At 69.8% G+C, this 26,189-nt stretch carries 27 protein-coding genes and 1 tRNA gene; 19 read left to right on the top strand and 9 right to left on the bottom strand.

Annotation, left to right across the window (positions count from 1 at the left end):
- Positions 1 to 49: 49 nt before the first annotated feature.
- Both aceE and KOI35_RS44575 read right to left on the bottom strand, forming a co-directional pair.
- Positions 50 to 2,788 carry a pyruvate dehydrogenase (acetyl-transferring), homodimeric type gene (aceE, locus tag KOI35_RS44580; RefSeq protein WP_215795833.1) on the bottom strand — a complete coding sequence of 913 codons (2,739 nt, stop codon included), beginning with the start codon at positions 2,786 to 2,788 and terminating at the stop codon, positions 50 to 52.
- Between the two features lie 159 nt (positions 2,789 to 2,947).
- Positions 2,948 to 3,352, bottom strand: a complete 405-nt coding sequence (locus tag KOI35_RS44575) for a YjbQ family protein (protein WP_215795832.1) — start codon at positions 3,350 to 3,352, stop codon at positions 2,948 to 2,950.
- 34 nt (positions 3,353 to 3,386) lie between these two features.
- Between KOI35_RS44575 and KOI35_RS44570 the strand changes: the two genes are divergently transcribed.
- The 5 genes from KOI35_RS44570 (at position 3,387) to KOI35_RS44550 (ending at position 7,693) form a co-directional block, all read left to right on the top strand.
- The gene (locus tag KOI35_RS44570; RefSeq protein WP_215795831.1) at positions 3,387 to 5,657 is read left to right on the top strand and encodes a thiamine pyrophosphate-dependent enzyme; all 2,271 of its coding nucleotides are present in this window, start codon (positions 3,387 to 3,389) and stop codon (positions 5,655 to 5,657) included.
- 110 nt (positions 5,658 to 5,767) lie between these two features.
- The gene (locus KOI35_RS44565) at positions 5,768 to 6,199 is read left to right on the top strand and encodes a DUF3052 domain-containing protein (protein ID WP_215795830.1); all 432 of its coding nucleotides are present in this window, start codon (positions 5,768 to 5,770) and stop codon (positions 6,197 to 6,199) included.
- Positions 6,200 to 6,259: 60 nt separating this feature from the next.
- A complete protein-coding gene (locus KOI35_RS44560) occupies positions 6,260 to 6,724 on the top strand; it encodes a peroxiredoxin (protein WP_215795829.1) in 465 nt (154 codons plus the stop codon).
- 37 nt (positions 6,725 to 6,761) lie between these two features.
- Positions 6,762 to 6,833 (top strand) — tRNA-Val (locus tag KOI35_RS44555).
- Positions 6,834 to 7,123: 290 nt separating this feature from the next.
- Positions 7,124 to 7,693, top strand: a complete 570-nt coding sequence (locus tag KOI35_RS44550; protein WP_215795828.1) for an RNA ligase 1 family protein — start codon at positions 7,124 to 7,126, stop codon at positions 7,691 to 7,693.
- Between the two features lie 6 nt (positions 7,694 to 7,699).
- Here KOI35_RS44550 and KOI35_RS44545 read toward each other — a convergent pair whose 3' ends face one another.
- The gene (locus tag KOI35_RS44545; RefSeq protein ID WP_215795827.1) at positions 7,700 to 8,326 is read right to left on the bottom strand and encodes a UCP032817 domain-containing protein; all 627 of its coding nucleotides are present in this window, start codon (positions 8,324 to 8,326) and stop codon (positions 7,700 to 7,702) included.
- 118 nt (positions 8,327 to 8,444) lie between these two features.
- On the opposite strand from KOI35_RS44545, the gene KOI35_RS44540 reads away from it, so the two are divergent.
- Positions 8,445 to 8,867, top strand: a complete 423-nt coding sequence (locus tag KOI35_RS44540) for a hypothetical protein (RefSeq protein ID WP_215795826.1) — start codon at positions 8,445 to 8,447, stop codon at positions 8,865 to 8,867.
- A 19-nt stretch (positions 8,868 to 8,886) separates the two neighbouring features.
- Entirely contained in the window at positions 8,887 to 9,840 is a 954-nt protein-coding gene (locus KOI35_RS44535; RefSeq protein WP_215795825.1) for a zinc metalloprotease, read from the top strand.
- Positions 9,841 to 10,014: 174 nt separating this feature from the next.
- Here KOI35_RS44535 and KOI35_RS44530 read toward each other — a convergent pair whose 3' ends face one another.
- Positions 10,015 to 10,530 carry a hypothetical protein gene (locus KOI35_RS44530; protein WP_215795824.1) on the bottom strand — a complete coding sequence of 172 codons (516 nt, stop codon included), beginning with the start codon at positions 10,528 to 10,530 and terminating at the stop codon, positions 10,015 to 10,017.
- A gap of 74 nt (positions 10,531 to 10,604) precedes the next feature.
- Positions 10,605 to 11,234, bottom strand: coding sequence for a maleylpyruvate isomerase family mycothiol-dependent enzyme (locus KOI35_RS44525; RefSeq protein WP_215795823.1), 630 nt, complete (start codon positions 11,232 to 11,234; stop codon positions 10,605 to 10,607).
- A gap of 193 nt (positions 11,235 to 11,427) precedes the next feature.
- Here KOI35_RS44525 and KOI35_RS44520 point away from each other — a divergent pair, with 193 nt between their 5' ends.
- Positions 11,428 to 12,288, top strand: a complete 861-nt coding sequence (locus KOI35_RS44520) for a hypothetical protein (RefSeq protein ID WP_215795822.1) — start codon at positions 11,428 to 11,430, stop codon at positions 12,286 to 12,288.
- Here KOI35_RS44520 and KOI35_RS44515 read toward each other — a convergent pair.
- On the bottom strand, positions 12,248 to 13,096 hold the full coding sequence (locus KOI35_RS44515) for an NAD(P)/FAD-dependent oxidoreductase (RefSeq protein ID WP_215795821.1): 849 nt from the start codon (positions 13,094 to 13,096) through the stop codon (positions 12,248 to 12,250). The two genes, KOI35_RS44520 and KOI35_RS44515, sit on opposite strands and share 41 nt — an antisense overlap.
- Positions 13,097 to 13,143: 47 nt before the next feature.
- Between KOI35_RS44515 and KOI35_RS44510 the strand changes: the two genes are divergently transcribed.
- Positions 13,144 to 13,728 carry a helix-turn-helix domain-containing protein gene (locus KOI35_RS44510; protein WP_215795820.1) on the top strand — a complete coding sequence of 195 codons (585 nt, stop codon included), beginning with the start codon at positions 13,144 to 13,146 and terminating at the stop codon, positions 13,726 to 13,728.
- A 54-nt stretch (positions 13,729 to 13,782) separates the two neighbouring features.
- Here KOI35_RS44510 and KOI35_RS44505 read toward each other — a convergent pair whose 3' ends face one another.
- Positions 13,783 to 14,445, bottom strand: coding sequence for a bifunctional DNA primase/polymerase (locus KOI35_RS44505; RefSeq protein ID WP_215795819.1), 663 nt, complete (start codon positions 14,443 to 14,445; stop codon positions 13,783 to 13,785).
- Positions 14,446 to 14,685: 240 nt separating this feature from the next.
- Here KOI35_RS44505 and KOI35_RS44500 point away from each other — a divergent pair, with 240 nt between their 5' ends.
- The 6 genes from KOI35_RS44500 (at position 14,686) to KOI35_RS44475 (ending at position 20,684) form a co-directional block, all read left to right on the top strand.
- Positions 14,686 to 15,921 (top strand): helix-turn-helix domain-containing protein, encoded by a 1,236-nt coding sequence (locus KOI35_RS44500; protein WP_215795818.1) that lies wholly within the window; start codon positions 14,686 to 14,688, stop codon positions 15,919 to 15,921.
- Positions 15,922 to 15,952: 31 nt separating this feature from the next.
- Complete coding sequence (locus tag KOI35_RS44495) at positions 15,953 to 16,537, top strand: flavoprotein (protein WP_215795817.1); 585 nt, start codon at positions 15,953 to 15,955, stop codon at positions 16,535 to 16,537.
- A gap of 48 nt (positions 16,538 to 16,585) precedes the next feature.
- On the top strand, positions 16,586 to 17,443 hold the full coding sequence (locus KOI35_RS44490) for a Nif3-like dinuclear metal center hexameric protein (RefSeq protein WP_215795816.1): 858 nt from the start codon (positions 16,586 to 16,588) through the stop codon (positions 17,441 to 17,443).
- Positions 17,440 to 18,174: a zinc ribbon domain-containing protein gene (locus KOI35_RS44485; RefSeq protein WP_215795815.1), complete on the top strand. Its 735-nt coding sequence runs from the start codon at positions 17,440 to 17,442 to the stop codon at positions 18,172 to 18,174. The genes KOI35_RS44490 and KOI35_RS44485 overlap by 4 nt, the downstream gene beginning before the upstream one ends.
- The gene (locus tag KOI35_RS44480; RefSeq protein WP_215795814.1) at positions 18,171 to 19,268 is read left to right on the top strand and encodes a bifunctional RNase H/acid phosphatase; all 1,098 of its coding nucleotides are present in this window, start codon (positions 18,171 to 18,173) and stop codon (positions 19,266 to 19,268) included. Before KOI35_RS44485 ends, KOI35_RS44480 begins: the two co-directional genes overlap by 4 nt.
- A 132-nt stretch (positions 19,269 to 19,400) precedes the next feature.
- On the top strand, positions 19,401 to 20,684 hold the full coding sequence (locus KOI35_RS44475) for a glycoside hydrolase family 18 protein (protein WP_215795813.1): 1,284 nt from the start codon (positions 19,401 to 19,403) through the stop codon (positions 20,682 to 20,684).
- 41 nt (positions 20,685 to 20,725) lie between these two features.
- Here KOI35_RS44475 and KOI35_RS44470 read toward each other — a convergent pair whose 3' ends face one another.
- Positions 20,726 to 21,538, bottom strand: coding sequence for an SAM-dependent methyltransferase (locus KOI35_RS44470; protein WP_438870664.1), 813 nt, complete (start codon positions 21,536 to 21,538; stop codon positions 20,726 to 20,728).
- A gap of 121 nt (positions 21,539 to 21,659) precedes the next feature.
- On the opposite strand from KOI35_RS44470, the gene KOI35_RS44465 reads away from it, so the two are divergent.
- The 3 genes from KOI35_RS44465 to KOI35_RS44455 all read left to right on the top strand — a co-directional run bounded on the left by KOI35_RS44465 (position 21,660) and on the right by KOI35_RS44455 (position 24,203).
- Positions 21,660 to 21,887 (top strand): DUF3311 domain-containing protein, encoded by a 228-nt coding sequence (locus tag KOI35_RS44465; RefSeq protein WP_215795811.1) that lies wholly within the window; start codon positions 21,660 to 21,662, stop codon positions 21,885 to 21,887.
- Between the two features lie 4 nt (positions 21,888 to 21,891).
- Complete coding sequence (gene mctP / locus KOI35_RS44460; RefSeq protein WP_215795810.1) at positions 21,892 to 23,538, top strand: monocarboxylate uptake permease MctP; 1,647 nt, start codon at positions 21,892 to 21,894, stop codon at positions 23,536 to 23,538.
- A gap of 83 nt (positions 23,539 to 23,621) precedes the next feature.
- Positions 23,622 to 24,203: a class I SAM-dependent methyltransferase gene (locus KOI35_RS44455; RefSeq protein WP_215795809.1), complete on the top strand. Its 582-nt coding sequence runs from the start codon at positions 23,622 to 23,624 to the stop codon at positions 24,201 to 24,203.
- Here the strand turns inward: KOI35_RS44455 and KOI35_RS44450 are convergent.
- Positions 24,174 to 24,605, bottom strand: a complete 432-nt coding sequence (locus KOI35_RS44450; RefSeq protein ID WP_308121438.1) for a VOC family protein — start codon at positions 24,603 to 24,605, stop codon at positions 24,174 to 24,176. The genes KOI35_RS44455 and KOI35_RS44450 overlap by 30 nt on opposite strands.
- 227 nt (positions 24,606 to 24,832) lie before the next feature.
- Here KOI35_RS44450 and KOI35_RS44445 point away from each other — a divergent pair, with 227 nt between their 5' ends.
- Complete coding sequence (locus tag KOI35_RS44445) at positions 24,833 to 26,182, top strand: stress response protein (RefSeq protein ID WP_215795807.1); 1,350 nt, start codon at positions 24,833 to 24,835, stop codon at positions 26,180 to 26,182.
- Positions 26,183 to 26,189 lie beyond the last annotated feature (7 nt).

The following is a 26,189-nucleotide window of genomic DNA, read 5'->3' as shown; positions in this document are numbered from 1 at the left end:
CGCCGGACTCCGCCCGTACGGGGGAATCCGGCGCTTTTGTGGTTATGCCCTAGCTGTCGCCGCCGGTCTCGCCGACCGGAGCCGCGTTGACGTCGTCGATCGCGTACTTCTTGGCCGCCTCGGCCGGCACGTGCGTCGGCACCTTGCCGCGCAGGGCCAGCTGACGCAGCGTGGCCACGACCACCGACTCGGCGTCGACGTGGAAATGCCGCCGCAGCGCGTGCCGGGTGTCGCTCATGCCGAAGCCGTCGGTGCCCAGCGACGTGTAGTCACCCGGGATCCAGCGCGAGATCAGGTCGGGCACGGCCCGCATGAAGTCGCTGACCGCGATGACCGGACCCTCCGAGCCCTCCAGCTTCTGCTGGATGTAGGGCTTGCGGGGCTGGTCGCCGACGTGCAGCAGGTTGTGCTCCTCGGCCTCGACCGCGTCGCGGCGCAGCTCGGTCCACGAGGTGACCGACCAGACGTCGGCGCCGACGCCCCAGTCCTGGGCCAGCAGCGTCTGCGCCTTGAGGGCCCAGGCCATGCCGGTGCCGGAGGCGAGGATCTGCGCCTTCGGGCCGGTCGTCTCGGGCGCCGCCGAGTACCGGTAGATGCCCTTGAGCAGGCCCTCCCGGTCGACGTTCTCGGGCTCGGCGGGCTGCACGGCCGGCTCGTTGTAGATGGTGAGGTAGTAGAAGACGTTCTCCTGCTCCTCGCCGTACATGCGGTGCAGGCCGTCTTCCACGATGTGCGCGATCTCGAACGCGAACGCCGGGTCGTAGGCGACCACGGCCGGGTTCGTCGCCGCGATCAGCAGCGAGTGACCGTCCTCGTGCTGCAGGCCCTCACCGTTGAGCGTGGTGCGCCCGGCGGTGGCCCCGAGCAGGAAGCCACGGGTCATCTGGTCGGCCGCCGCCCACAGCTCGTCGGCCGTGCGCTGGAACCCGAACATCGAATAGAAGATGTAGAGCGGGATCATCGGCTCGTCGTGCGTGGCGTACGAGGTGCCGGCCGCGATGAAGCTGGCGGTCGAACCGGCCTCGTTGATGCCCTCGTGCAGGATCTGGCCGGTCGTCGACTCCTTGTACGACAGGAAGAGCTCGCGGTCGACCGAGGTGTAGGTCTGGCCGTGCGGCGAGTAGATCTTCTTGGTCGGGAAGAGCGAGTCCATGCCGAAGGTGCGGGCCTCGTCCGGGATGATCGGGACCCAGCGGGCGCCGAACTCCTTGTCCTTCATGAGGTCCTTGAGCAGGCGGACGAAGGCCATCGTGGTGGCGATCTTCTGCTTGCCGCTGCCGCGCTTGATGTCGCCGAAGACCTTGGTCTCGGGGATCTTCAGAGTCTTGGCCTTCGTACGCCGGGACGGGATGGACCCGCCCAGCTCACGACGGCGGTCGAGCATGTAGACCATCTCGTCCGACTTCTCGCCCGGGTGGTAATAGGGCGGGAGGTACGGGTTTTCCTCGAGCTGCTTGTCGCTGATGTCGAGGTAGAGCCGGTCGCGGAAGCCCTTGAGGTCGTCCAGCGTCAGCTTCTTCATCTGGTGGGTCGCGTTGCGGGCCTCGAAGTGCGAGCCCAGCGTCCAGCCCTTGATGGTGTGGGCCAGGATGACCGTCGGCTGGCCGGTGTGCTCGGTGGCCGCCTTGTACGCCGCGTAGAGCTTCTTGTAGTCGTGGCCACCGCGCTTGAGGTTCCAGACCTCGTCGTCGGACATGCCGTCGACCAGCTTGCGGGTGCGCGGGTCACGACCGAAGAAGTTTTCCCGTACGTACGCGCCGGACTCGCCCTTGTAGGTCTGGAAGTCGCCGTCGGGCGTCACGTTCATCAGGTTGACGAGCGCGCCGTCGGTGTCCTTGGCGAGCAGCTGGTCCCACTCGCGGCCCCAGATCACCTTGATCACGTTCCAGCCGGCGCCCCGGAAGAACGCCTCGAGCTCCTGGATGACCTTGCCATTTCCCCGTACGGGACCGTCCAGGCGCTGCAGGTTGCAGTTGATCACGAAGGTGAGGTTGTCGAGCTCCTCGCGGGCGGCCAGGCCGATCGCGCCGAGCGACTCGACCTCGTCCATCTCGCCGTCGCCCAGGAACGCCCAGACGTGCTGCTGGCTGGTGTCCTTGATGCCGCGGTTGTGCAGGTAGCGGTTGTAGCGCGCCTGGTAGATCGCGTTCAGCGGGCCGAGACCCATGCTGACCGTCGGGAACTCCCAGAAGTTCGGCATCAGCCGCGGGTGCGGGTAGGACGGCAGGCCGCCACCGGGGTGCGACAGCTCCTGCCGGAAGCCGTCGAGCTTGTCGGTGGTGAGCCGGCCCTCGAGGTAGGCCCGCGCGTACATGCCGGGGGAGGCGTGCCCCTGGTAGAAGATGTGGTCGCCGCCGCCCGGGTGGTCCTTGCCCCGGAAGAAGTGGTTCATGCCCACCTCGTAGAGGCTGGCGCTCGACGCGTACGTCGAGATGTGGCCGCCCACTCCGATCTGGGGCCGCTGGGCGCGGTGCACCAGCATCGCGGCGTTCCAGCGGATGTAGGCCCGGATCCGGCGTTCCACGAACTCGTCGCCGGGGAACCAGGGTTCCTGCTCGGGCGGGATCGTGTTGATGTAGTCCGTGGAGGTCAGGGGCGGGACGCCGACCTGTCGCTCCCGGGCCCGCTCGAGCAGGCGCAACATAACGTAACGGGCTCTCTTGGCGCCGCGTTCGTCGATGACTCCGTCGAGCGACTCGACCCACTCATTGGTTTCTTCGGGGTCGATGTCCGGAAGCTGGCTCGGCAGGCCGTCGCTGATCACCGGGCGCTTGCGCTCCGTGGCCACAGGCATTCCTCTTGGTCGGGTGTCGGAACCGGGCGGCCCATTGTGTGACCCGCTCGGGTATAGCTCCATCCTGCCCCTTAGCCGTGTGCATCGTCACGCCTACCGTGCGGGTACGCGATACGCGACACATGTACTGACCAGTAACTTCTCTTTTTCGACTCAGCCGGGCAAGAAGCTGAACCTTACTTGGCGTTCCGGGTTGTCTCCGTTGGTGTCCACGAGACAGATGGACTGCCAGGTGCCCAGTGCTATCCGGCCGCCGATCACGGGCAGCGACGCGTACGGCGGGATCCAGGCCGGCAGCACGTGGTCGCGCCCGTGTCCCCTCGAGCCGTGCCGGTGGCGCCACTTGTCCTCGGCCGGCAGCAGCTCCCCGATCGCGGTCAGCAGGTCGTCGTCCGAGCCGGCTCCCGTCTCGATGATCGCCAGCCCGGCCGTCGCGTGCGGCACGAACACGTGCAGCAGCCCGTCCCCTTCGGACTCGACGAACCGTTCCGCCTCGCCCGTGATGTCCCGCACCACGGGGCGCGAGCCGGTCCGGACGGTGATCACTTCCGTACGCATGAAAGCGAGTCTGCCAGGCCTTATGTGTTCGCCGATGGCGGGTCTCGCGCGGGTCGGTAATGCTGGCTGGGTGACCACCCCGCAGAATCTCGACGAGCGCTTCCGGGATGCGGTGTCGGCCTTGCCGCAACCCGGCGACCGCCGCGCCCCCGGCGACGCCGTGCGAGATGGCTCCACCCTGACCGGTTCCCGTGCTCTCGAACTCTTCGACGCCCAGCTGGCCAGCCGTCACCTCGACCTCGCCGCGCGCTGGCTGCGCAGCTTCAACGAGGGCTTCTACACCATCGGATCCTCCGGCCACGAGGGCAACGCCGCGGTGGCCGCCGCGCTGCTGCCCACCGACCCGGTGCTGCTGCACTACCGCTCGGCCGCGTTCTTCGCGGCCCGGGCCAAGAACCTGCCCGACGCCGCCCGCGACGTGCTGCGCGGCGTGGTCGCCTCGGCCCACGAGCCGATCGCGGGCGGCCGGCACAAGGTGTTCGGCAGCGCCGAGCTCAACATCGTGCCGACCACCTCGACCGTCGCGTCCCACCTGCCCCGGGCCGTCGGCCTGGCTTTCTCGCTGGCCCGCCCGCGCACCGACAGCCGGTGGCCGCGCGACGCGATCGCGGTGGCGACCTTCGGCGACGCCTCGGCCAACCACGCCGCGGCCACGGCCGCGCTCAACTCGGCCGGCTGGTTCGAGCACACCGGCGTACGGCTGCCCCTGCTCCTGATCTGCGAGGACAACGGTCTCGGGATCAGCGTGCCCACCCCCGACGGCTGGCTGGCCGCCGTGCTCGCGTCCCGCCCCGGCCTGCGCTACACGGCGGCCGACGGCTGTGACCTGGCCGCCACCTACGACGCCGCGACCGAGGCGGTCGGCTACGTACGCCGCGAGGGCCGGCCCGCCGTGCTGCACCTGTCGACCGTGCGCCTGATGGGGCACGCCGGGGCCGACGCCGAGGTCGGCTACCGTACGCCCGACGAGATCGGCCGTGACCTCGAGCGCGACCCCCTGGTCGGCACGGCCCGGCTGCTCGTCGAGGCGGGCCTGCTCGGGCCGGACGAGGTGATCGGCCGCTACGACGAGGTCGGCTGGCAGGTCCGCAAGGTGGCCGAGGAGGTGCTGGGCGAGCCCAAACTGGCCAACGTCAGCGAGATCGTCGCCCCGCTGGCCCCGCGCCGCCCGCTGCGCGCCGCCCACGCCATCACCGAGGTGGCCACCCGCGCCCTCGGTCCCGGCGCGGCGACCCGCTCCCGGGCGTTCGGCGGCAAACTCCCCGAGCAGTCCGGCCCGCTCACCCTGGCCCAGACCATCAACGCGACGCTCACCGACGCCCTCGCGTACGACCCGGGCGTGCTCGTCTTCGGCGAGGACGTGGGCCGCAAGGGTGGCGTCTACGGGGTCACCAAGCACCTCCAGGAGCGCTTCGGCGACGAGCGGGTCTTCGACACCCTGCTCGACGAGACGACGATCCTCGGGCTGGCCCTGGGCGCCGGGCTCGACGGCCTGCTCCCGGTCCCCGAGATCCAATACCTGGCCTACCTGCACAACGCCGAGGACCAGCTGCGCGGCGAGGCGGCCACAATGTCGTTCTTCTCCTCGGGGCAATACAAGAACCCGATGGTCGTCCGGGTGGCCGGTCTGGCCTACCAGCAGGCCTTCGGCGGCCACTTCCACAACGACAACTCAGTCGCCGTGCTGCGCGACATCCCCGGCCTGGTGCTGGCCGTGCCCAGCCGGCCCAGCGACGCCGCCCCCATGCTGCGTTCCTGCCTGGCCTCGGCCGCGTCCGACGGCAGCGTGTGCGTGTTCCTCGAGCCGATCGCGCTCTACCACACCCGCGACCTCTACCAGCAGGGCGACAACGAATGGCTGGCGCCCTACTCCGGCCCCGGCGCCTGGACCACCGAGCACGTGCCGATCGGCCGCGCCCGCACCTATCCGCTCGGCAACGCCCAAGACCTGACCATCATCACGTACGGGAACGGACTCCGGATGTCCCTCCGGGTCGCCGCCCAGCTGGCCGAGCAGGGCTATGGTTCCCGCGTGGTGGACCTCCGCTGGTTGAATCCGCTTCCGGTCAACGACCTCGTCCGCGAGGCCGCGGCGACCGGCCGGGTGCTGATCGTCGACGAGACCCGGCGCTCCGGCGGCGTCGGCGAAGGCGTGCTGGCGGCCCTGGTGGACGGCGGTTTCGTGGGCGCGGCGAGGCGGATCGCCTCGGCCGATTCGCTGATTCCGGTGGGTCCGGCCGCGCAGCATGTGCTGGTAGGAGAAGATGCCATCACACAGGGTGCCCACGCCCTGCTGGCACGGTAAATTGCCACACACCCGGTGCGCCACTTGCGCCGAAGGCCCTGAGTGTGTGGACTGACCCGAGGTTTTTGGTAATTCAGTTCTGGTGAATCAACGGTAGGAGGACTTAGACAGTGAGCGCGACCGCTGGTCAGGCCGACGGCGTACGCAGCCTGGCGGACCGGTTCGGCTTCGAGCCGAACATGGTGGTCATGGAGATGGGCTACGACGACGATGTCGACGAAGACCTCCGTGACGCCCTGACCGAACGTGTCGGCGAGTTGGTCGACGAAGACACCGACGAGGTCGTCGACGCGGTGCTGTTGTGGTACCGCGACGGTGACGGTGACCTTTTCGAGATCCTCACCGACGCCCTGGGCCCCCTCGCCGACAACGGCGTGGTGTGGCTGCTGACCCCCAAGGCCGGCCGTGACAACCACGTCGAACCGAGCGAGATCAGCGAGTCGGCCCCCACGGCCGGTCTGCAGCAGACCTCGACGGTCAACGCGGGCAAGGACTGGACCGGTGCCCGGCTGGTGTCACCCCGGGGCAACAAGAAGAAGTAGCTCGCTGCCGTCCCCGACCGACCGGCTTCCTGCGGGTGCCGGTCCGGTTAGGGTGTCCGCATGACGGTTCCGGTGGGCGCTCCCGCGCCCGAGTTCACCCTCAAAGACCAGAACAACCAGCCCGTACGGCTGGCTGACTTCCACGGCCGCAAGGCGGTGCTGCTGGTGTTCTACCCGTTCACCTTCACCGGCACCTGCCAGGGCGAGCTCACCGAGATCCGCGACCACCTGCCCGACTACCAGAACGACGACGTGCAGGTGCTGGCGGTCAGCGTCGACTCGGTCTACGCCCACAAGGTGTGGGCCATGCAGGAAGGCTTCGACTTCCCCCTGCTGGCCGACTTCTGGCCGCACGGGGCGGTGGCCCAGGCCTACGGCGTCTTCCACGACGAGGGCGGCATGGCCAACCGGGGCACGTTCCTGATCGACCGCGACGGCATCGTCCGCTTCGCCGAGATGACCGGCCCCGGCGAGGCACGCGACCAGAAAGCCTGGCGCACCGCCCTGGCCGACCTGACCGCGTGACCTTAGGTACGATGGCGACTCCGGCTACACCAATGCCGGGCGCGTAGCTCAGTGGGAGAGCACCCGCCTTACAAGCGGGGGGTCGTAGGTTCGAAACCTACCGCGCCCACGCTGCGGCACCCCCTGCCCGCGGAAAGCGCGGGCCTTGGCATCGTGGATGCCTCCTCAGGGGGCCGAGCCCCCTGAAACCCCACGTTACGGCCACTCGCGCTCGGTGGTAAATCGCTCTGAAACCCCACGTTACGGCCACTCGCGCTCGGTGGTAAATCGCTCTGAAACCCCACGTTGCGGCCACTTGCGCTCGGTGGTAAATCGCTCTGAAACCCCACGTTATGGCCGGTTGCGTCTGCCGGTTGCGCTTGGCGGTAAATCGGTTGGGGGCGGTGGGAGGATCTTTGTGTGAAGAAGATTCCTACGCTGTTTTTGCGTGACCCTGAGCGGCGGAAGATTCTCCTTCCGCGGGTGCATCCGGACTGTGGATGGGTTGTCGCCGGCGAGGGAGTTCCGACGCGTAAGTACGACGGCACCTGCGTCATGTTCGACTCGGACGGTGTGTGGTGGGGCCGCCGCGAGGTGCGTCCCGCCCGCACCCGTCCGCCCGGCTACCGTCCGGTGATGACGGACCCGGTGACCGGCAAGACCGTCGGCTGGGAGCCGATCGCCCAGTCGTCCTACGCCCGCTACCACGCCGAGGCCCTGACCAGCGGCCGCTTCACGGCCGGCACCTACGAGCTGATCGGCGAGCGGATCAACGGCAACCCCGAGCGCATCCGAGGGCACGCCCTGGTGGCCCACGCCGAGGCCGACCGGCTGGACGTTCCCCTGGACTTCGCCGGTCTGCGCACCTGGCTGCTCGCCCACCCCCAGTTCGAGGGCATCGTCTGGCATCACCCCGACGGCCGCCGGGCCAAGCTGAAGCACCGCGACTTCGCTCAGATGGAGAGCACCGCGCCCGCCCTGATCGGCTGAAAGCCCTCAGCCGCTGCCGCAGCCGCCGCTGCAGGAGAGGCCGCCGGGCTCGTAGCCGGTGGCTGGAGGGGGACCGAACGGGCCGTTGAAGCGGCGCGTGCGGCCGGTGCCCGTGACGTGCATCAGGCATAAGGCGCCCGGCAGGTCGTGGCAGATGCCCCGGCCGCCGCAGTCGGCCAGGTAACGGTTGCCCTGCGGGACTGCCAGCTCCTGGTCGATGCGGAACAGCAGCGGCAGCTGGGCGGGATCGCAGTTCTCGTCCTCCCGGGCCCGGCGGAACGTCTCGCCCAGCGCCGGGTATCGGCGGCCGGCCGGGCCGGCTGTGCTTCCCGGTGTGTCGGGCGGCGGCACGAAGATGTGGCCGAACGCCTCGGCGCAGAACGTGGCGTAGTCGGTCTGGCGTCGGGCCAGTTCGAGCCACAGGGCGGCGGTTATCCGGGACGGCATGGTCAGCTCGGCCTTCGGGTGGCGGGCGGCCAGGCGGAACCACTGGCGGGCCGCGGCCTCGATCCGGTCCAGATCAGCGCTGGTCAAGGTGCTGTTGTCGGCGGCCAGGCGTTGGCGCACCGACACGGGGAAGCGGTAGGCGTCGATCGCGGCGAGGCGGTCCGGTGTGCGTCGGCTCCATCTCATGCCGTGCAGCGTCGCGCCGGGCGTAGGCAAGGGTCATCGGACGTTCGTTCCTAAGGGGAACGTGGGGCTGTCGGATCACGGACCGAACGCGGCCCGGACCGGGGCGGCGCTGCCAGTGTTGCCTTCCACCAGCGAAGACGAGCCCACCAGCGACAACAAGCTCACCAGCGACGACAAGTCCAGCGAAGACAAGACCAGCGAAGACCAGACGCGCAGCGAGGCGGCCACGACAATGCCTGACATCTCGCCGGACCTGTTCCGGCGCTGGTATCGGTCCTTCGAGGAGGACACCGACGATCAGGCCGTCTACCGCCCCGGCGACTACGCCTTCCCGCCCAGCCGGGCACCCCGGCCCAGCCTGGAGTTCCGGCCCGGCGGCGGCTACCTCGAATACACCGCGGGCCCGGCCGACCGCGCCGTGCCCGGCCGGGGCAGCTGGGAGCGCGCGGAGGGCAACGCCCTGCGGGTGCGGGACGCGGCGGGGACCCGCGTGCTGGACATCGTCGCGCACGACGCGCAGGTGCTGAAGATCCGCAAATAGCGCGAGGAGATGAGGCCCGATGGACACCGCCGACAACGTCGAGACCCCGGCACGGCGCCGGTGCGGCAGCGAGGACGTGCACCGCCGCCTGCTGAACGAGAGCCTGAACTACCGCCTGAACCGGTCGGCCATCGAGAACCTCGCCTTCGCCTTCGCCACCGGGGAGGAGCAGCCCACCCGGGCCGAGGTGGTGACCGTGCCGGTGGTGGTGCACGTGGTCTATGCGACCGACGAGCAGAACGTCTCGGAGGAGCAGATCGACAGCCAGATCGCGGTGCTCAACGAGGACTTCCGCGCGACCAACGCCGACGTCAAGGGCGTGCCCCCGGTGTGGCAGGGGCTGGTCGCCGACGCTCGCCTCGAGTTTCGCCGGGCCACCGTCGACCCCGACGGCAACCCGACCACCGGGGTGACCCGCCGGCAGACCGACGCGGGCGCCTTCTCCGACAACGACGCGGTCAAGTTCGCCGCGCAGGGCGGCACCGACGCCTGGCCCGCCGACCGCTATCTGAACCTCTGGGTCTGCCGGCTCTCCGGTGGACTGCTCGGCTATGCGCAGTTCCCCGGCGGGCCGCCCGCCACCGACGGTGTGGTGATCACCTATACCGGCTTCGGCACGATCGGCACCGCGGCCGCGCCCTTCGACCTCGGGCGCACCACCACCCACGAGATCGGTCACTGGCTCAACCTGTTCCACATCGGCGGCGACGACGGCACCGGGTGCAGCGGCAGTGACTACGTGGCGGACACGCCCAACCAGGCCGGGCAGAACTTCGGCACCCCGGCCTTCCCGTCGATCACCTGCAACAACGGGCCGAACGGCGACATGTTCATGAACTACATGGACTACACCGACGACGTGGCGATGTTCATGTTCACCCACGGGCAGATCCTCCGGGTCGAGGCGTGCCTGGCCGGCCCCCGGCAGAGCCTGCAGACGGCGGCCGTGCCCCCGGCGGACGGGGGCGCCTGACCGCCGGGTATCTCAGACGCCGATGCGGCGACCGGTCGCGGGCACCACGCCCGCCTGCGGCCGGGCGCCGCACCGGCCCGTCACCACCGGGGCGGCCGTTGGCCGACGACCGCCCCGGCGGGTGGTGGCGTGCAGCGGGGCCGGGCGCACGGGACGCGCTCGGCCCCGCCCGCGTCAGCCCGCGGCCGGCTCGGCGGCCGTCGGCTCGCCAGGGCCGGCCGGTGACCGCCGGCTGCCCCGGGGCGGGAGCTCGCCGAGGTGTTCCAGGCGGGCCCGGATGCCGCCGTCGCTGCGCCCGAACTCGGCCATCAGGTCGCGCTGGCGGGCGCCGGACCGGAACCGGGCGACGAGACGCTCGTCGTCACCCGGGCTCCAGCGGACCCCCTGGTTGGGGTGGCGGTCACGCTTGTCGGGCGGCGGGCCGGCCGGGCCCGGGGCGGGCGGGGCCTGGGTCATCGCGATGAGGCCGGCCAGGGTCGAGGTGAGCACATCGGTGAGCGCGGGCAGGTCGGCCGGGCTGATGCCGCCGCTGATCTCGCTCACCACATGACCGTCGCCGTCGCTGCTCACGATGCAGAGATCGATGCGGTGGTCGTCGGTCGGGAAGGCGGTGACCTGGTAGTCGATCTCGCCGAGCACGAGCCGGCGGTCGAGGGTGATCGGGGATGACTGGAGGGCGGTGTCATTCATGGAGCGACCGTAGGGCCACCCTCCGACAGTTTTCGGCGCTCGGCGGGGCGCCGGACCGGACTCCCAGCCGGCTCTCAGCCGAGCCGCGCGGCCAGGATGCGTACGCCCGGGCCGTCGATCTCCCCGAGCACCTGCGAACGGCCCGTCATGGCCATCATCAGCGCCTCGGCCGGCCCGCTGACCAGGGCACCGTCCCCGTACGCCCAGCCCAGATCGGTGGCCTCGAACCGGAGCCCGGCCAGCCGCTTGCGCGGGGTGAAGCCGACCGCCCGCCCACTGGTCAGGAAGTCGAGCGAGATCCGCAGGTGGTCGAGCGGGAGCCCGTGCGGGAGCCCGAGCGGGCGCCGCATGTCCTGCCCGTGCACCTGCAGGTCGGTGAGCTGACCCGGATAGCCGACGATGGGCGGCCGGAACGGGTTGCCGGCGTGCCGGCGCAGACCGTCGGCGATCTCGCCCGCGGGCCGCTTCGCGATCGCGACGGCGAGCCGGGCGTTGGCCACGTGGATGCGGAAGCCGCTGCCGGCGAGGGTGGAGAGCACCAGGCCGCGCGGGGCGTCCACCGCGGCCAGCAGGTGCCCGGCCACCTGCTGGACGGTCCAGGCGCCGCACAGGCTGGTGGTGCCGAGCTGGCCCGGGCTCAGCGCGTCGAGGAGGTCGGCGATGCGGTGACGTTCCCCGGCGATCGCGGTGCGTACGGCGTCCATGAGCACCACACCCTACGAGGACAAGGGCACCCGTCCTGCAACCGGGCGCCCCCTCAACCAGCCCGCGCGATCACCGATTCCTTCTGGTGCCGGCGGGATGCCCCGCCGGCGGGCGGGCCCCGGTCGGCATCCCCCCGGCGATCGGGCCCGCCCTGCTGACGGCATCACCATCGGGTCAGGGGAGGACAGGCGCATGCCGTCGGAGCTGCACATCGGGATCGACGACGAGAAGACCGTCCTTTCCCCGTACGCCCTCAGCCTGCGCACCGGCCGCGCCACCCGGCACCGGGCGGGCTCCGTGACCGAGGTCGTGCCGGCCACCCCGAGCGGGGTCAGCCGCGAAGCCCGTCTGGCCTTCGCCGCCCGCCTCAGCCTTCCGTTGATCTTCGCTTCGGCCGTGCTCTACGCCGCCGGTGTGCCCTGGTGGCTGCCGTTCGCCGCGTCGGTCGCGACCGTGGCCACGGTGGCCCGCCGGCAGGCCCGCGCCGCCCAGGTCGCCCGCTTCGAACTGCCCACCGCCGACGGCAGCCGCGTGCTGCGGTCGCCCGAGGAGCGCGCCGTCCTCCAGCGCGCGGCCGCGGTGGCCCGCCGCATCCGGCGGACCTGGCCCGGCCTGACCGGCATGATCGACCCCGACCGGGCCGACCACGCGCTGACCCGCACCCTCGACGACCTGGGCGCGCTGCTCGAGCGGCGGCAGGAGCTGCGCCGGCTCCGCGCCGGGCTCGAGTCCGTACGCCACGGTGACGTCCCGGCCGACAGTCCGGCCGTGCTGGCGCTGGCCGCTCAGCGTGAGCGGGCCGACCAGCTCTGGCGGGAGGCCGGCGAGCGGGCCAACCACCTGCTGCGCAGCCTGGACCGCACCGCCCTGGCGGGGGAGGCGTTCCTGCGCGAGCGCGAGATCGGCGAGACCGCGCGGCAGGCCGAGCTCGTGCTGGCCGGGCTGACCGAACAGCCCGGAGCCGGGCCCGCCGAGGCCGGCCCCGAGCTCGCCGACCGTACGGCCGCGGTCATCACTGCTTATCGGGAACTGGCGGCAGAAGGTCGAAGTTGATCATCGCGCCCGCGGTCAGCCCGGCCGCGGCCGACGAGATCACCTGAGCCATCGGATCGGTGACGTTGCCGGCCACCCACACGCCGGGGACCTCGGTCCGCCCGCTCGGATCGGTCGCCGCCACGAAGGTGCCGATCCCCATCGGGTGCTCGACCGCTTTGAGCCCGAGCGAGTCGAGGAACCCGGCGCGCGCTTCCAACCGGCCCCGCGCGACCAGGTAGTCCCGCTCGATCAGGGAGCCGTCCTTCATCCGTACGCCGTCCTTCTCCACCGCCGCGACCTCGTCCAGCGGCACCAGGCGTACGTCGGAACTCCACTGGCCCCACAGCCGCAGCGCGTGCTGGGTCATCTCGTCGCCCGGGTCGCCGAGCACGCCGATCGCCGTCCCGCGCACCTCGTAGCCGTGGCAGTAGGGGCAGTGCAGCACGGTCTTGCCCCAGCCCTCGGCCAGCCCGGGCACCTCGGGCAGCCGGTCGACCAGCCCGGTGGTGACCAGCAGGCGCCGGGCCCGGTGGACGCTGCCGTCGGCCAGGGTCACCTCGAAGCCCCGCTCGACGTCGCCGCCCGCCGAGGCGACCTCGCCCTCGATCACCTTTCCGCCGTAGCGTTCGACCTCGGCCCGCCCGGCCGCGCGGAACTCCGCCGGGCTCATCCCGTCGCGGGTCAGGAAGTTGTGGATGCCCTCGGCGGGCGCGTTGCGGCCCTGGCCCGAGTCGATCACCAGCACCGAGCGCAACGCCCGCCCCAGCGCCACCGCGCCGCTCAGTCCGGCCGGTCCGCCTCCGATAACGATCACGTCGTAAGTCATGTGCCCATCGTGGGCGGGCCCGGCCGAAAGAGGGAAACTTCTTTGCCATGACGGCAAAAGACTTCCTGGCCGAGGTCGGTCCCCGGCTGCGGGCACTGCGGCGTGACGCGGGCATCACCCTGACCGCGCTGGCCGACACCACCGGCATCTCGGTCAGCACCCTGTCGCGGCTCGAGTCGGGGCAGCGCAAGGCCACCCTCGAGTTGCTGATGCCGCTGGCCCAGGCCTACCGGGTGCCGCTCGACGAGCTGGTCGGCGCGCCGCCGACCGGTGACCCGCGGGTCTACGCGCGGCCGATCCACCGGTTCGGCCAGACGATTCTGCCGCTGACCCGCAATCCGGGTGGTCCGCAGGCGTTCAAGCATCTGATCGCGGCGGGCGACCGGCAGACACCGAACCCGAAGACGCACGAGGGCTACGAGTGGCTCTACGTGCTCAGCGGCCGGCTGCGGCTGATTCTCGGCGAGCACGACCTGGTGCTGCCGGCCGGGGAGGCGGCCGAGTTCGACACCCGGGTGCCGCACTGGTTCGGCAGCGCCGAGGGCCGGGCGGTGGAATTCCTGTCGATCTTCGACGCGCAGGGTGCGCGGATCCACGTCCGGGCGCGTCCGAAGAAAACATCATCCGTTTGAGTGACTCGACCGTCACGCTCCGGAGCACTAGGTTGTCACTCGATGAGGTCTGTGTCATCCACCCCGGCGGGCGGTCGACAGCTGCCGCGGAATGGTGAGCCGGGGCCCTCGGGCGGTGCCGAGCGCGTCGGTCAGCATGGCCTGCACCATCTCGGCGTCCGGCAGCCGCCACTGTGTCTGCTCGGGCGGCACGGCCCAGCGCACCGTCCCCTCGGGCATCCGGCTCGGCGCGGCCGGGATCCACGAGCCACGCCGGTGCCGCACGATGTCCAGCCGATGATCCAGTTCGGACCGCAGCGGCACGCCCGGCCCGACCAGGAACATCCAGCGCCCGGCGGCGGTCACGGCCACCGGCCCGCAGGCCTCCCGGCGGCGGCTGAGCCGGGTGCTGCCGAGCACCCGCAGACCGAGAGCGGCCGGCACGTCGAGCACGTCGAACCGCCGCCCGGTCACCAGCAGCACGCTGTACGGCTCGTGCCGCCACCACGCCTGCACCTGGCCCGGGTCGACGCTCGCGGTGTCCTCCCACGACTCGAGGGCCGGGTGGCACGCCATGATCGGGCAGCCCGGGCGTCCACAGGCGAACCGGTGGCCGCTCAGCCGGGCGCCCGGAGTCACGGCCCAGCCGTGCTCGGCATAGCGCGCGGCAGCCCGGCGCAACCGGAGCCGATCGAGAACTCCAGGCGGTACGAACGGTCGATGGACGGTCCACTGCATGGCTCGATAACCCCCGATCTAGGTGGTCCGGTGCTATATCAGCCAGTGACGCCGTATCCAAGCGCGACACACCTCGTTGGTTCCGGCAGATCCACCCTTTGCAAGTTGCATCAAAAACTACGAGCATCGGTGAGCAGGCGATCACACACGCTGTGCGACGTGCGCGCACGTGGAGGGTTCAGACTGCAGATGACACAAGGGCTTGCCGGCGGGGGTCGTCGGTGAGTCGGGGGAGGCACCGTGGACGAGCTGCCGATCGGCCGTCGCGTCGCCTATTGGCGCGGCCGACGCAAAATGTCCCAGCAGGTCTTCGCAGACCGGCTCGGGAAGTCCAAGAGCTGGGTCGACAAGGTGGAGCGGGGAGTCCGCCGGCTCGACAAGTTCTCCGTCGTCTACGAGATCGCCGACGTGCTCCAGGTCGATGTCCAGCTGCTGCTGGGCAAAGATGTGGAACGCCGGCCGGAAACACAGAACTGCATCGACCAGGTCGAGGTCGAGGAGATCCGCGCCGCTCTGGAGCGTTATGACCAGATGAGCGCGTTCTTCCAGGCGGTGCCACATTCGCCGCCCCTCACCGAGATGCGCAAAGCGGTCAGCCACGCCTGGCTGACCTATCAGCACGCCAAATACGGCGTTCTCGCCCGGATGCTGCCCAAGCTGCTGCGGGACGCCCAGGCGGCCGACAGCGCGTACGCGACCGGGGCCGAGGCCAAGGACGCGGCGCACCTGCTCGGGCAGGTCTACCAGATCGCGTCGTCCGCCCTGCGCAAGGTCGGCGAGCACGAGCTGTCCTGGCTGGCCGCCGACCGCTCGATCGCCGTCTCCCAGCGGGCCGGCGACCAGCTGCTGGCCGGGCTGGCCAGCTATCGGGTGGGCAGCGCGCTGCTGGCGCTCGGCCGGGTGCGTCCCGCGCTCGAGGTCAACGTCAACATCGCCAACCGGCTCGCGCCGACCCAGTTCACCGAGCAGGACGTACGAGGTCAGCGCCTGTCCGTCTACGGCATGCTGCTGCTGAACGGGGCGATGGCGGCGGCCCGCATCGGCGACAGCGCGACCGTCCGCGACCTGCTGTGCGGGGCCGAGCAGGCGTCGCTCGAGCTGGGCGGCGACTTCAACCACTACTGGACCAGTTTCGGCCCGACCAACGTGCAGCTGCACCGCTGCGCCACGGCGGTCGAGCTGGGCGACGGCCGCACGGCGGTCGAGACGCACGAAAAGATCGACGTGATCGGCTTCAACGCGATGCTGCCCGAACGCCGGGCACACCACTTCCTCGACATCGCGCGCGGCTACACGCAGATCGGCAACGTCGAGAAGGCCAGCGAGATGCTGCTCGAGGGCGACCGGCTCGCCCCGTCCGAGATCCGCTGCCGCCCGCTCGCGCACGAGGTTCTTTCCGACGTGCTCCGCCGGACGCGGGGCACTCCGCCGGCTCCCATCGCGGAGCTGGCCGAGCAGATGGGAGTCGGTGTATGACGGGCGCCTTCAGTCCGGTGGGGGTCCGCACGTGACGACCGGTAACCCCGCGGCCGGTGTGCTCTACGTCCTGGTCTGTGGCTCACCCATGGCCCGTGACGTCGGCAAACTGGTCGACCTGGCCCAGTCGGAAGGCTGGGAGGTCTGCGTGATCACCACGCCCGACGGCCGCAAGTTCGTCGACGTGCCCGCACTCCAGGCGCAGACCGGCCACCCCGTACGCACCTATTACAAGAGTCCCGGCGACCCGGACGTGCTGCCCGCGGCGGACGCGATGATCGTCGCGCCGGCCACGGTGAACACCGTCAACAAGTGGGCCGCCGGGATCACCGACACGCTCGTGCTCGGTCTGCTGGTCGAGGGCTACGGCTACGGCGTTCCGACCGCCGTGGTCCCGTACACGAACAAGGTCATGGCCCTGCATCCGGCGTTGCACGAGAGCCTGGCCAAGCTCCGTGACTGGGGCGTGCACGTGCTCTACGGCGAAGACGTGTGCCGGTTGGGCGGGCCGGGACAGACCGACCGGTTTCGCGGCCAGTTCCCGTGGCGGCGCGCTCTCCAGGCGGTGAGCAACCCGGTCTCGATGAGCAGCAGCGGCCAGGTGGAACGGGCGTAGGGCCCGTACCGCCGATTCCGCGGCCGGGGCCCGATAGAGTTGGCGGCCGTGACCGACACAGCCGCCGCACCCACCGTCCTCGACGTGGTGAACGCTCTCGACCGGCGCTATCCGCGCGACTGGGCCGAGTCGTGGGACAGGGTCGGCCTCGTGCTCGGAGATTTTTCCCGTACGGTCCGGCGCGTGCTCTGCGTGGTCGACTGCGTGCCCGAGACGGTCGACGAGGCCCTCGACGTACGCGCCGATCTGGTCGTCGCCCACCACCCGCTGCTTCTCAAGCCGGTGTCGTCGATCGCGCCCGACACCTACAAGGGCCGGATCATCCACCGGCTCATCCGGCACGACGTCGCGCTCTACAGCGCGCACACCAACGCCGACGTGGCCAACCCGGGCGTGTCCGACGCGCTCGCGGCCCGGCTCGGCCTGCGCGACCTGCGCCCCCTCGTGCCGGCCACCGGCGCCGCGGCGGGCGAGGGCCGGGGCATCGGCCGCATCGGCGAGCTGGCCGATCCGATGGACCTGGCCGAGTTCACCGGCTTCGCGGCGAGCCGCCTGCCCGCGACCGCGGCCGGGGTGCGCGCGGCCGGCGACCCGTCCCGGGCGCTGCGGACCGTGGCGGTCTGCGGCGGTGCGGGCGATTCGTTCCTCGCCGACGCGGCGCGGGCGGGCGTCGACGCGTACCTGTGCGCCGATCTTCGCCATCACCCGGCCAGCGAGCATCTCGCCGAGGCCGGCCCGGCGCTGCTCGACGTCGCACACTGGGCCACCGAACGCCCCTGGCTCGACGACGTCGCGGCCTGGCTGCGCGAAGAGTTCGGCGCCGAGACCATCGTGTCCGACGTGGACACAGACCCCTGGACCGTCCACGCCCGGGACGTACCCGAGAAAAAGGAGCCCCAGCCGTGAAGGCCTCGCCGGAAGCCCAGCGCCGACTGCTCGACCTGCAAGCCGTCGACACCGCCCTGGCCCAGCTCGCGCACCGGCGTAAGTCGCTGCCCGAGCTGGCCGAGATCGACACCGTGTCGCGGGAGCTGTCCGCGCTCGAGGACGAGCGGGTCCGGGCCCAGGTCGCCGTGGACGACCTCGACCGCGACATCAGCCGGTTCGAGAAGGACATCGAGCAGGTCCGCCTCCGCAAGGACAAGGACCAGGCCCGGCTCGACGCCGGCGGCGCGCTGCGCGAGATCGAGGGCCTGCAGCACGAGCTGGCCACCCTCAACCGCCGCCAGTCCGAGCTCGAAGACTCCGAGCTCGAGCTGATGGAGCAGCGGGAGACCGCCGAGCAGGCGCTGTCCGAGGTGAAGCAGCGTCTCGACGCGGCCGCCGAGCGGCGCGGGGCGGCCGAGCAGCGCCGCGACGAGGCGTACGCCGACATCACCAAGGAGCAGGAGTTCAAGAACTCCTCGCGGGGCCCGCTGGCCGCCGACCTGCCGGCCGACCTGGTCTCGCTCTACGACAAGATCCGGCTCGACTCGGGGCTGGGCGCGGCACTGTTCCAGGCCGGGCGCTGCGGCGGCTGCCGGATCGAGCTCTACGGCGCCGACCTGGCCCGGGTGAAGGCGGCCGAGCCCGACGACGTGGTGCGCTGCGAGGAGTGCCGCCGCATCATGGTCCGTACGAAGGAATCCGGTCTGTGAGGGTTGTCGTCGAGGCGGACGGTGGGTCCCGGGGCAATCCGGGGCCGGCCGGCTACGGCTCGGTCGTGCGCGACACCGACGGTCAGGTGCTGCTCGAGCGGCAGGGCGCGCTCGGCACGACCACCAACAACGTGGCCGAGTACACCGGCCTGATCGAGGGCCTGCGGGCCGCTCACGAGCTCGGCGCGACCGAGGTCGACGTGCGGATGGACTCCAAGCTCGTGGTCGAGCAGATGTCCGGGCGCTGGCAGATCAAGAACGCCGGGCTGCGGCCGCTCGCCGCCGAGGCCGCCCAGCTGGTGGCCCGGTTCGGCCGGGTGACCTTCGAGTGGATCCCGCGCGAGCGCAACAAGGCCGCCGACGCGCTGGCCAACCGGGCGATGGACGAGGCCGCGGGCAAGCCGGTCTCTGATCGCATCGAGCCTGAGGTGGTGACACCCGCGGCCCCGAAATCCTGGGCGCCGCCGTCGCTCGACAACGCGACCCGGCTCATCCTGGTGCGGCACGGCGAGACGGCGTACACGCAGCAGGGTCGTTACTCGGGTCGCGGTGACGTGCCGCTCTCCGATCAGGGCGAGGCGCAGGCCATGGCGGCGGGCGGCCGGGTGGCCGGCATCTCGCGCGACGTGACGGCCATCGTGAGTTCGCCGCTGCGCCGGTGTGTGCGCACCGCCGAGCACATCTCGGCCGAGGTCGGCGGCGTGCCGGTGACCGTGGTGGACGACCTGATCGAGGTCGATTTCGGGCTCTGGGAAGGCCTGACCTTCGCCGAGGTGCAGGAGGGCTGGCCCACCGAGATGAACGCGTGGCTGGCCTCGACGAGCGTGGCGCCGCCGGGTGGCGAGTCGTTCCAGGCGGCCGCCAAACGGGTGCGTGGGGCGATGGCGACGATCCTTTCCTCGTACGGAGAAGGGGTGGTTGTTGTGGTTTCGCATGTCTCGCCGATCAAGTTGATCCTGCGCGACGCGCTCGCCGCCTCCGACGCGTTCCTGCATCGCATGTTCCTCGACGCGGCCGGTGTGTCCACGATGGATGTGTGGCCCGACGGCAACATCGCGGTGCGCTCGGTCAACGAAACGGCGCATCTCCGCTGATCCGCGCAAATCCGGTCGGGCCGCAAACCGGACCTGTCGGGCCCATCGACGACGAGCATTGATTCTCCGTGCCGAGACGTTTAGCTTCCTCGATTAGGAAACTTTCTTCAACGTTTCGGCCCTGGAGGGCTCATGCGCGTCTTTACCCGGCGTCTCGTCGCCGTGGCGGCTCTCGCCGCGGTGGCGTCGACGGTCGCCGCGACTCCCGCACAGGCGACCGGCGTCAAGCCGTACGTCAAGGTCGGCTACTTCACCCAGTGGGGCATCTACGGTCGCGACTTCCAGCTCGCGAAGGTGCAGAAGTCCGGCGCCGCGTCCCGTCTGACCCACATCAACTACGCGTTCGGCCCGGTCACCGCCGACGGCCTGTGCGCCTCGGCCGACGCCTGGGCCGACTGGCAGACCCCGTTCTCGGCCGAGAACAGCGTCGACGGCGTGGCCGACGTCGCCGGTCAGCCGATCTCGGGCAACCTCAACCAGATCAAGGAACTGAAGGCCAAGAACCCGAAGCTGCGGGTGCTGATCTCGCTCGGCGGGTGGACCGGCTCGAAGTACTTCTCGGACGCCGCCCTGACCGACGAGTCGCGCAAGAAGTTCGTGACGTCCTGCGTCGACCTGTGGATCAAGGGCAACCTGACCGGGCTGCCCGACGGCACCGGCGCCGGCATCTTCGACGGCATCGACCTGGACTGGGAGTGGCCCGGTTCGGCGGGCGAGGTCGGCAACATCATCCGGCCCGAGGACAAGCAGAACTTCACTCTGCTGACGGCCGAATTCCGCAAGCAGCTGGATTCCCTTTCCCGTACGACCCGGCACCGCTACGACCTCACGGCGTTCCTGCCCGCCGCGCCGGTCAAGGTCGACGCCGGCTTCGAGGGCAAGATCTTCAAGTACCTCGACTTCGGCACGGTCCAGGGCTACGACTTCCACGGCTCGTGGGAGGCCCGCGCCAACCAGCAGTCGGCCCTGTTCGTGCCCAAGGGCGCGCCGGACAACCCGGACTTCTCGTCCGACGTGGCGATCAACAAGTGGCTGTCGGTCGGCGCCCCGCGCAAGAAGCTGGTGCTCGGCCTGCCCTACTACAGCCAGGGCTGGACCGGCATCACGGCCGGCGGCAACGGCCTGTTCGCCCCGGCCACGGGTGCGGCGCCGGGCAAGTTCGCGGCCGGCACCGAGGACTACAAGACGGTCAAGACCCTGCCCGGTTTCAAGGTCTACCGTGACCTCAAGGCGGGCCACTCGTGGCTCTTCGACGGCACCACGTTCTGGACCTACGACGACCCGGCCATGATGCTGCAGAAGACGCTGTACATCCGGGCCAAGGGCCTGGGCGGCGCCATGATGTGGTCCCTCGACGGCGACGACACCAACGCGTCGCTGACCAAGGCGGTCTCGACCGGCCTCTGGACCCCGTAGTGTTCTCGGGCGCCCCCGTTCCCGGGGGCGCCCTTCTTCGGTCAGGGCTTGCGGCCGACTGCGCAGTACTGGGCGATCTCGGGCTGGGCCGCGGCCTCGGCGTCCGGCTTCCAGCGGGTGACCGGCACGACGCCCGGGTCGACCAGGTCGAGCCCGGCGAACAGGCCGGCGATCCGCTCGGGGCTGCGCAGGTGGTATTTCGGGTTGGCCGAGACGTTCCAGATGCGGGTCGCCTCGACCACGTCGGGGTTGGTGTCGGCGCCGTCGTACATCGCCAGGTAGCTGCCCGGGGCCAGGTTCGACATGAACTGGTCGATGATCGACCGGGCCTCGTCGTCGCTCTCGACGTGGCCGAGGATGCCCATCACCATCAGGGCGACCGGCTGGTCGAGGTCGAGGGTCTCCGACGCCGCGGCCAGGATCTTGGCGGGGTCGCGGAGGTCGGCGTCCACATAGTCGGTCTTGCCGTCGGGGCTGCTGGTCAGTAGCGCGCGGGCGTGCGTGAGCACGAGCGGGTCGTTGTCGACGTAGACGATGCGGGCCCGCGGGTTGGCCGCCTGGGCCACCTCGTGCGTGTTGCCGGCGGTGGGCAGGCCGGTGCCGACGTCGAGGAACTGCGCGACGCCGCCGTCGGTGGCCAGATAGTGCACCGCGCGGACCAGGTACTTGCGCGAGAGCCGGGCGTATTCGGCCAGGTGCGGGACGTTTTCGATGATCTGATCACCGACTGCCCGGTCGACGGCGAAGTTGTCCTTGCCGCCGAGCAGGTAGTTCCAGATGCGAGCGGTCTGCGGAACGTTCGTGTCCAGCGACTCCTGAGCCATGTCCGTGATCGTAGCGGGGCGGCCGGGCAGACATCGAGGGCCACCGTTCGGCGCAGGTCGTACGCCGTTCGGCGCACGATGATCGCTTGTAACGGGCGTGTGTCGTTAGCGTGACTGTGACCGTCTCCACAGTTACGAGGAGGTACGGCTGATGGCGGAGCCCGAGACTCCCGAATCAGAACCCGCAGCTCGAAGCGACCGCAGCCCGTGGAACTGGCTGCTGATCATCCCGATCGTGCTGCCGGTGATGACCTTCCTGTTCAATCACGACTCGCCCCGGCTGTGGGGCTTCCCGGCCTTCTACTGGCTGCAGTTCATGTTCATCCTCGTCGGCGTGGCCACCACCTCGCTCGTCTACCAGATGACGAAGAAGCGGTGACGCCATGAGTGACCACATCACCGAGATCATCGTCTTCACGTTTCTGTTCCTGCTGGTCAGCGGCATGGGCTTCGTCGCCGCGCGTTGGCGGCGGCCGGACAACATGGAGCACCTCGACGAGTGGGGACTCGGGGGCCGCAGCTTCGGCGGCTGGATCACCTGGTTCCTGGTCGGCGGCGACCTCTACACGGCGTACACCTTCGTCGCCGTACCCGCCCTCATCTTCGGTGCCGGTGCGGCTGGGTTCTTCGCCGTGCCGTACACCATCGTCATTTATCCCTTGTTCTTCCTGATCCTGATCCGGCTCTGGTCGGTGTCGCACCGGCACGGCTTCGTGACTCCGGCCGATTTCGTCCGTACGAGGTTCGACTCGCCCACACTGGCCCTGCTCATCGCGATCACCGGCATCGTCGCGACCATGCCGTACATCGCCCTGCAGTTGGTCGGCATCGAGGCCGTCCTCAAGACGATGGGGGTGACCGGCGACAGCGCCATCGCCCGGCACGCGCCGATCATCATCGCGTTCGCGATCCTGGCCGCCTACACCTATCAGTCGGGTCTGCGGGCACCGGCGCTGATCGCCTTCGTCAAGGACACGCTGATCTACATCGTGATCATCGTGGCCGTCATCTACCTGCCCTACAAGCTGGGCGGCTGGGGCAGCATCTTCGACGCGGCCGAGGCGAAGTTCACCGCCTCGCCCAACCCGAACGACGGCATCACGCTGAACGCCAACAACCAGATCCAGTACATCACCCTGGCCCTCGGTTCGGCGCTGGCGCTGTTCCTCTATCCGCACAGCATCACCGGCGTGCTGGCCAGCAAGAACCGCAACGTGATCAAGCGGAACATGTCGGCCCTGCCGGCCTACAGCTTCCTGCTCGGCCTGCTCGCGCTGCTCGGTTACGCGGCCATCGCGTCCGGCGTCAAGCCGATCACCGACCCGGCCACCGGCAAGGTCGACAGCAACACGGTCGTGCCGCTGCTGTTCGACATGCAGTTCCCGTCGTGGTTCGCGGGCGTCGCCTTCGCCGCGATCGGCATCGGTGCGCTGGTGCCGGCCGCGATCATGTCGATCGCCGCGGCCAATCTGTTCACCCGCAACATCTACAAGGAGTACATCCGCAAGGACGCCACCCCGGCCGCCGAGGCCCGGGTCTCGAAGATCACCTCGCTGGTGGTGAAGGTCGGCGCGGTCGCCTGCATCGTCTTCCTCGACCCGCAGTTCTCCATCGACCTGCAGCTGATCGGCGGCATCATCATCCTGCAGACCGCGCCCGCGGTGGCCCTCGGCCTGTTCACCCGCTGGATGCACCGCGGCGGGCTGATCGCCGGCTGGATCGTCGGCATGGGCGTCTCGATGTGGATGCTGTGGCAGATCCCGAACCCGGCGACCGGCCGCGCCCACTTCGGCGGCTCGGCGTTCCCGCTGTCCGACCTCGGGTTCGACACCAAGCGGACGATCTACGTCGGTTTCGTCACCGTGCTGCTCAACCTGCTGGTGGCGGCGATCGTGACCCTGATCCTGCGGGCCATGAAGACCCCCGACGGCGTCGACGGCACCACGCTGTCCGACTACTACGCCGACGAGGGCGACCCGCGCATCGACAAGGACGTCGCGGCGGCGGTCGAGCACAAGTCGTCCACCTGATCGGCCCTTCTACCTGGCCCGCTCCAGAAAGCGCCGCGCCCCACCGTCCCCGGGGCGCGGCGCTTTCGCGTTGAATGGCGGTCGTGGCTCGGGACTGGATCAGATGGCATGACGAGTACGAGGTGCCCGGCTCGTCGCTGGCCCGCCGGCTCGAGGTGGTGCGGGGTTTCCTGCGGCCGCTGCTCCCGGCGCCACGCCGGGTGATCAGCATGTGCGCCGGCGACGGTCGCGATGTGCTGCCGCTGCTGCCGCCCGGATCGCCGGCCGTGCTCGTCGAGCAGGACCCGGAACTCGCCGACCGGGCCCGCCGTGCCGCGCCCGACGGAGTGACGGTGGTGACCGGAGACGCGGGCATCACCGACCCGTACGCAGCGGTGGCTCCCGCCGACGTTCTGCTCGCGTGCGGCGTTTTCGGCAACATCACGGACGCGGACGTGGGCCGGACGATTGCCGCTCTGCCCGCATTGCTGGCTCCCGGCAGCACTGTGGTCTGGACCCGGGCGGGCGATTCCCCCGTACGCGATCTGTTCGTCACCAACGGTTTCGAGGAACTCGCCTATTGCGAGCCGCACGACGCGCGTTTCCGGGTCGGCGTGCACCGGCTCACCCGGGATCCGTCGCCTTTCGTGGCCGGGTTACGCATGTTCCATTTCGTCGAGGTATAGGCAGAACGGATGCCCGGCGGGATCGAGCATCACCCGTACGGAATCCTGGGGCTGAAACTCCGCCTCGGTAGCGCCGACACTCGTCGCGTGCGCCACGGCCTCTTCGAGATCGTCGACCTCGATCTCCAGGTGCATCGACATCTGCGGCTTACCCGGTTCGGCCGGCCAAACCGGGCGCACATAGTTCTTCTCGGTCTGAAAGCCGAGGTTGTATCCCGCAGTCTCGGAGGGCGCGACGGCGCCGCCGAGCCCGTTGTCGGCCGGATAGAAGGTCCAGCCGAGCAGGCGGGAATAGAAGCGCCCGAGCTCGATCCCGTCCGGAGCGTCCAGAGTCACACCCCACCACTGCTTACGCCTCCGAAGCGGCACACAGCCCCCATCTCGGTCGATGAACTGATCCACACCCATTCAACCGACATTCCCCCCGATCCGCGACCCGATTCGCGCAAATATTCCCCATCCGTAACTCAAGATCAGCTCGTCCCCGGAATGAGAACGGTTCCACCGGTGGACAGTCGCGCGTGGACAGTCGGCCGATTTCCCGTAACTGATCGTCGCGTCGATCGACCCGATTGCAATGCCGACGGCAGCGTAATCTTCGTGCACGTTCTTGACGGAGGGTGTGACTTATGAGTGAAGACACCTGGTTGGCCGCCCGGCTCATTCCCACCTCGGGGATCAACGGTGCCGACGAACAGGAGCGAAGAGCTACGTCCGCGCTTCTTGCGGTCATGTGCGCGGTGCGGGAATTCGGCCGGGCACTGACGCAGCCGTTCGGTGCGCCTGCCGGAACGGTCCAGGCCTACATCGAGGTGCCTTTCAAGCTCGGCGACGGACGAGTCTTCCCGGACGGCCTTGTCCGGGTCTCCCGCGGCCAGCGCGAATGGACAGCGCTGGTCGAGGTCAAGACCGGCGGCAACGAACTCAAAGCGGAACAGATCGAGAACTACCTCGACGTAGCCCGCGAGCAAGGATTCGACGCCGTCGTCACGATTTCCAACCAGATCCCGCCGGTGCCCGGCCAGCATCCGACGGCCGTCGACAAACGGCGGCTCAAGAAAGTTGCCCTCCATCATCTGCCCTGGTCGGAGGTGCTCACGACCGCGGTGATGCAGAAGGAGTATCGGGGCGTCGCGGACCCGGATCAGGCTTGGGTACTGGGTGAACTGATCCGATACCTCGAACACACCAAGTCGGGGGCCCTCGACTTCAGTGACATGGGTCCGAACTGGGTTCCGATTCGGGAGTCGGTCGGTGCCGGAACGCTTCGCGCGACTGATGCCGGCGCCGCTGAGGTCGTCGGGCGATTCGATGCGCTCGTACGCTATGCCGGTCTGAAGCTCGGGCGGAGCCTGGGAACCGAGATCGTCCCCGCACTCAGTCGCCGTGAACTGGCGGAACCCGCCGTACGAACGCAGGCGTTGGTGGCTGAACTGACCTCGAACGGCACCATGACCGCCGGTCTGCGGATTCCTGGCGCGGTCGGGGCTCTCTTCATCAAGGCCGACGTCCGGGCCGCGCGAATCACCTGTCATGTTGACGTCGATGCGCCGCGGGAAGGCCGGCCGACCACCCGTGTGAACTGGCTTGTCCGGCAGCTCAAGCAAGCTCCGGAAAGTGTGCGGCTGGAGGCGTTCGCCGCCTATTCGCGCGGCCCCGGAAACACCGAACTGCTGAAGGCCGTACGGGAAAATCCGGGTCTTCTGATCAATGATCCGGCCAAGGAGTTGAAGGCATTCCGGGTGGCGGCCAACTCCGCCGCCGGAACGAAGCGGGGCACCGGGCGTGGGTCGTTCATCGACTCGGTGCTGGACGCCGTCGACGATTTCTATAAGCAGGTGCTGCAGAATCTCAAGCCGTGGATGCAGGCGCCGCCGCGACTGCGGTCGCCGGAGGACGTCGTCGTGGAGCCGGTGTCGCCTGCGCTGATTTCGACGGCGATCTCGTCGCAGGACGGGCCGGAGGCGGGCCCGGCGTAGGCCCCTC

It is taken from the genome of Paractinoplanes bogorensis (genome assembly GCF_018829635.1).
GTDB lineage: Bacteria > Actinomycetota > Actinomycetes > Mycobacteriales > Micromonosporaceae > Actinoplanes > Actinoplanes bogorensis.
The sequence above is the reverse complement of the archived record's forward strand: the minus strand, read 5'-3'. Positions and strand labels throughout refer to the sequence as shown.

Bases quoted from the DNA above. Each gene is read 5' to 3' on its own strand.
- KOI35_RS44445 (WP_215795807.1), top strand. From the start codon at position 24,833: ATGAGTGAAGACACCTGGTTGGCCGCCCGGCTCATTCCCACCTCGGGG.
- KOI35_RS44465 (WP_215795811.1), top strand. From the start codon at position 21,660: ATGGCGGAGCCCGAGACTCCCGAATCAGAACCCGCAGCTCGAAGCGAC.
- KOI35_RS44525 (WP_215795823.1), bottom strand. From the start codon at position 11,234: ATGGACGCCGTACGCACCGCGATCGCCGGGGAACGTCACCGCATCGCC.
- KOI35_RS44560 (WP_215795829.1), top strand. From the start codon at position 6,260: ATGACGGTTCCGGTGGGCGCTCCCGCGCCCGAGTTCACCCTCAAAGAC.
- KOI35_RS44515 (WP_215795821.1), bottom strand. From the start codon at position 13,096: ATGACTTACGACGTGATCGTTATCGGAGGCGGACCGGCCGGACTGAGC.
- KOI35_RS44475 (WP_215795813.1), top strand. From the start codon at position 19,401: ATGCGCGTCTTTACCCGGCGTCTCGTCGCCGTGGCGGCTCTCGCCGCG.
- KOI35_RS44530 (WP_215795824.1), bottom strand. From the start codon at position 10,530: ATGAATGACACCGCCCTCCAGTCATCCCCGATCACCCTCGACCGCCGG.
- KOI35_RS44505 (WP_215795819.1), bottom strand. From the start codon at position 14,445: ATGCAGTGGACCGTCCATCGACCGTTCGTACCGCCTGGAGTTCTCGAT.
- KOI35_RS44535 (WP_215795825.1), top strand. From the start codon at position 8,887: ATGGACACCGCCGACAACGTCGAGACCCCGGCACGGCGCCGGTGCGGC.
- mctP (WP_215795810.1), top strand. From the start codon at position 21,892: ATGAGTGACCACATCACCGAGATCATCGTCTTCACGTTTCTGTTCCTG.
- KOI35_RS44570 (WP_215795831.1), top strand. From the start codon at position 3,387: ATGGCGGGTCTCGCGCGGGTCGGTAATGCTGGCTGGGTGACCACCCCG.
- KOI35_RS44520 (WP_215795822.1), top strand. From the start codon at position 11,428: ATGCCGTCGGAGCTGCACATCGGGATCGACGACGAGAAGACCGTCCTT.
- KOI35_RS44545 (WP_215795827.1), bottom strand. From the start codon at position 8,326: ATGAGATGGAGCCGACGCACACCGGACCGCCTCGCCGCGATCGACGCC.
- KOI35_RS44575 (WP_215795832.1), bottom strand. From the start codon at position 3,352: ATGCGTACGGAAGTGATCACCGTCCGGACCGGCTCGCGCCCCGTGGTG.
- KOI35_RS44510 (WP_215795820.1), top strand. From the start codon at position 13,144: ATGACGGCAAAAGACTTCCTGGCCGAGGTCGGTCCCCGGCTGCGGGCA.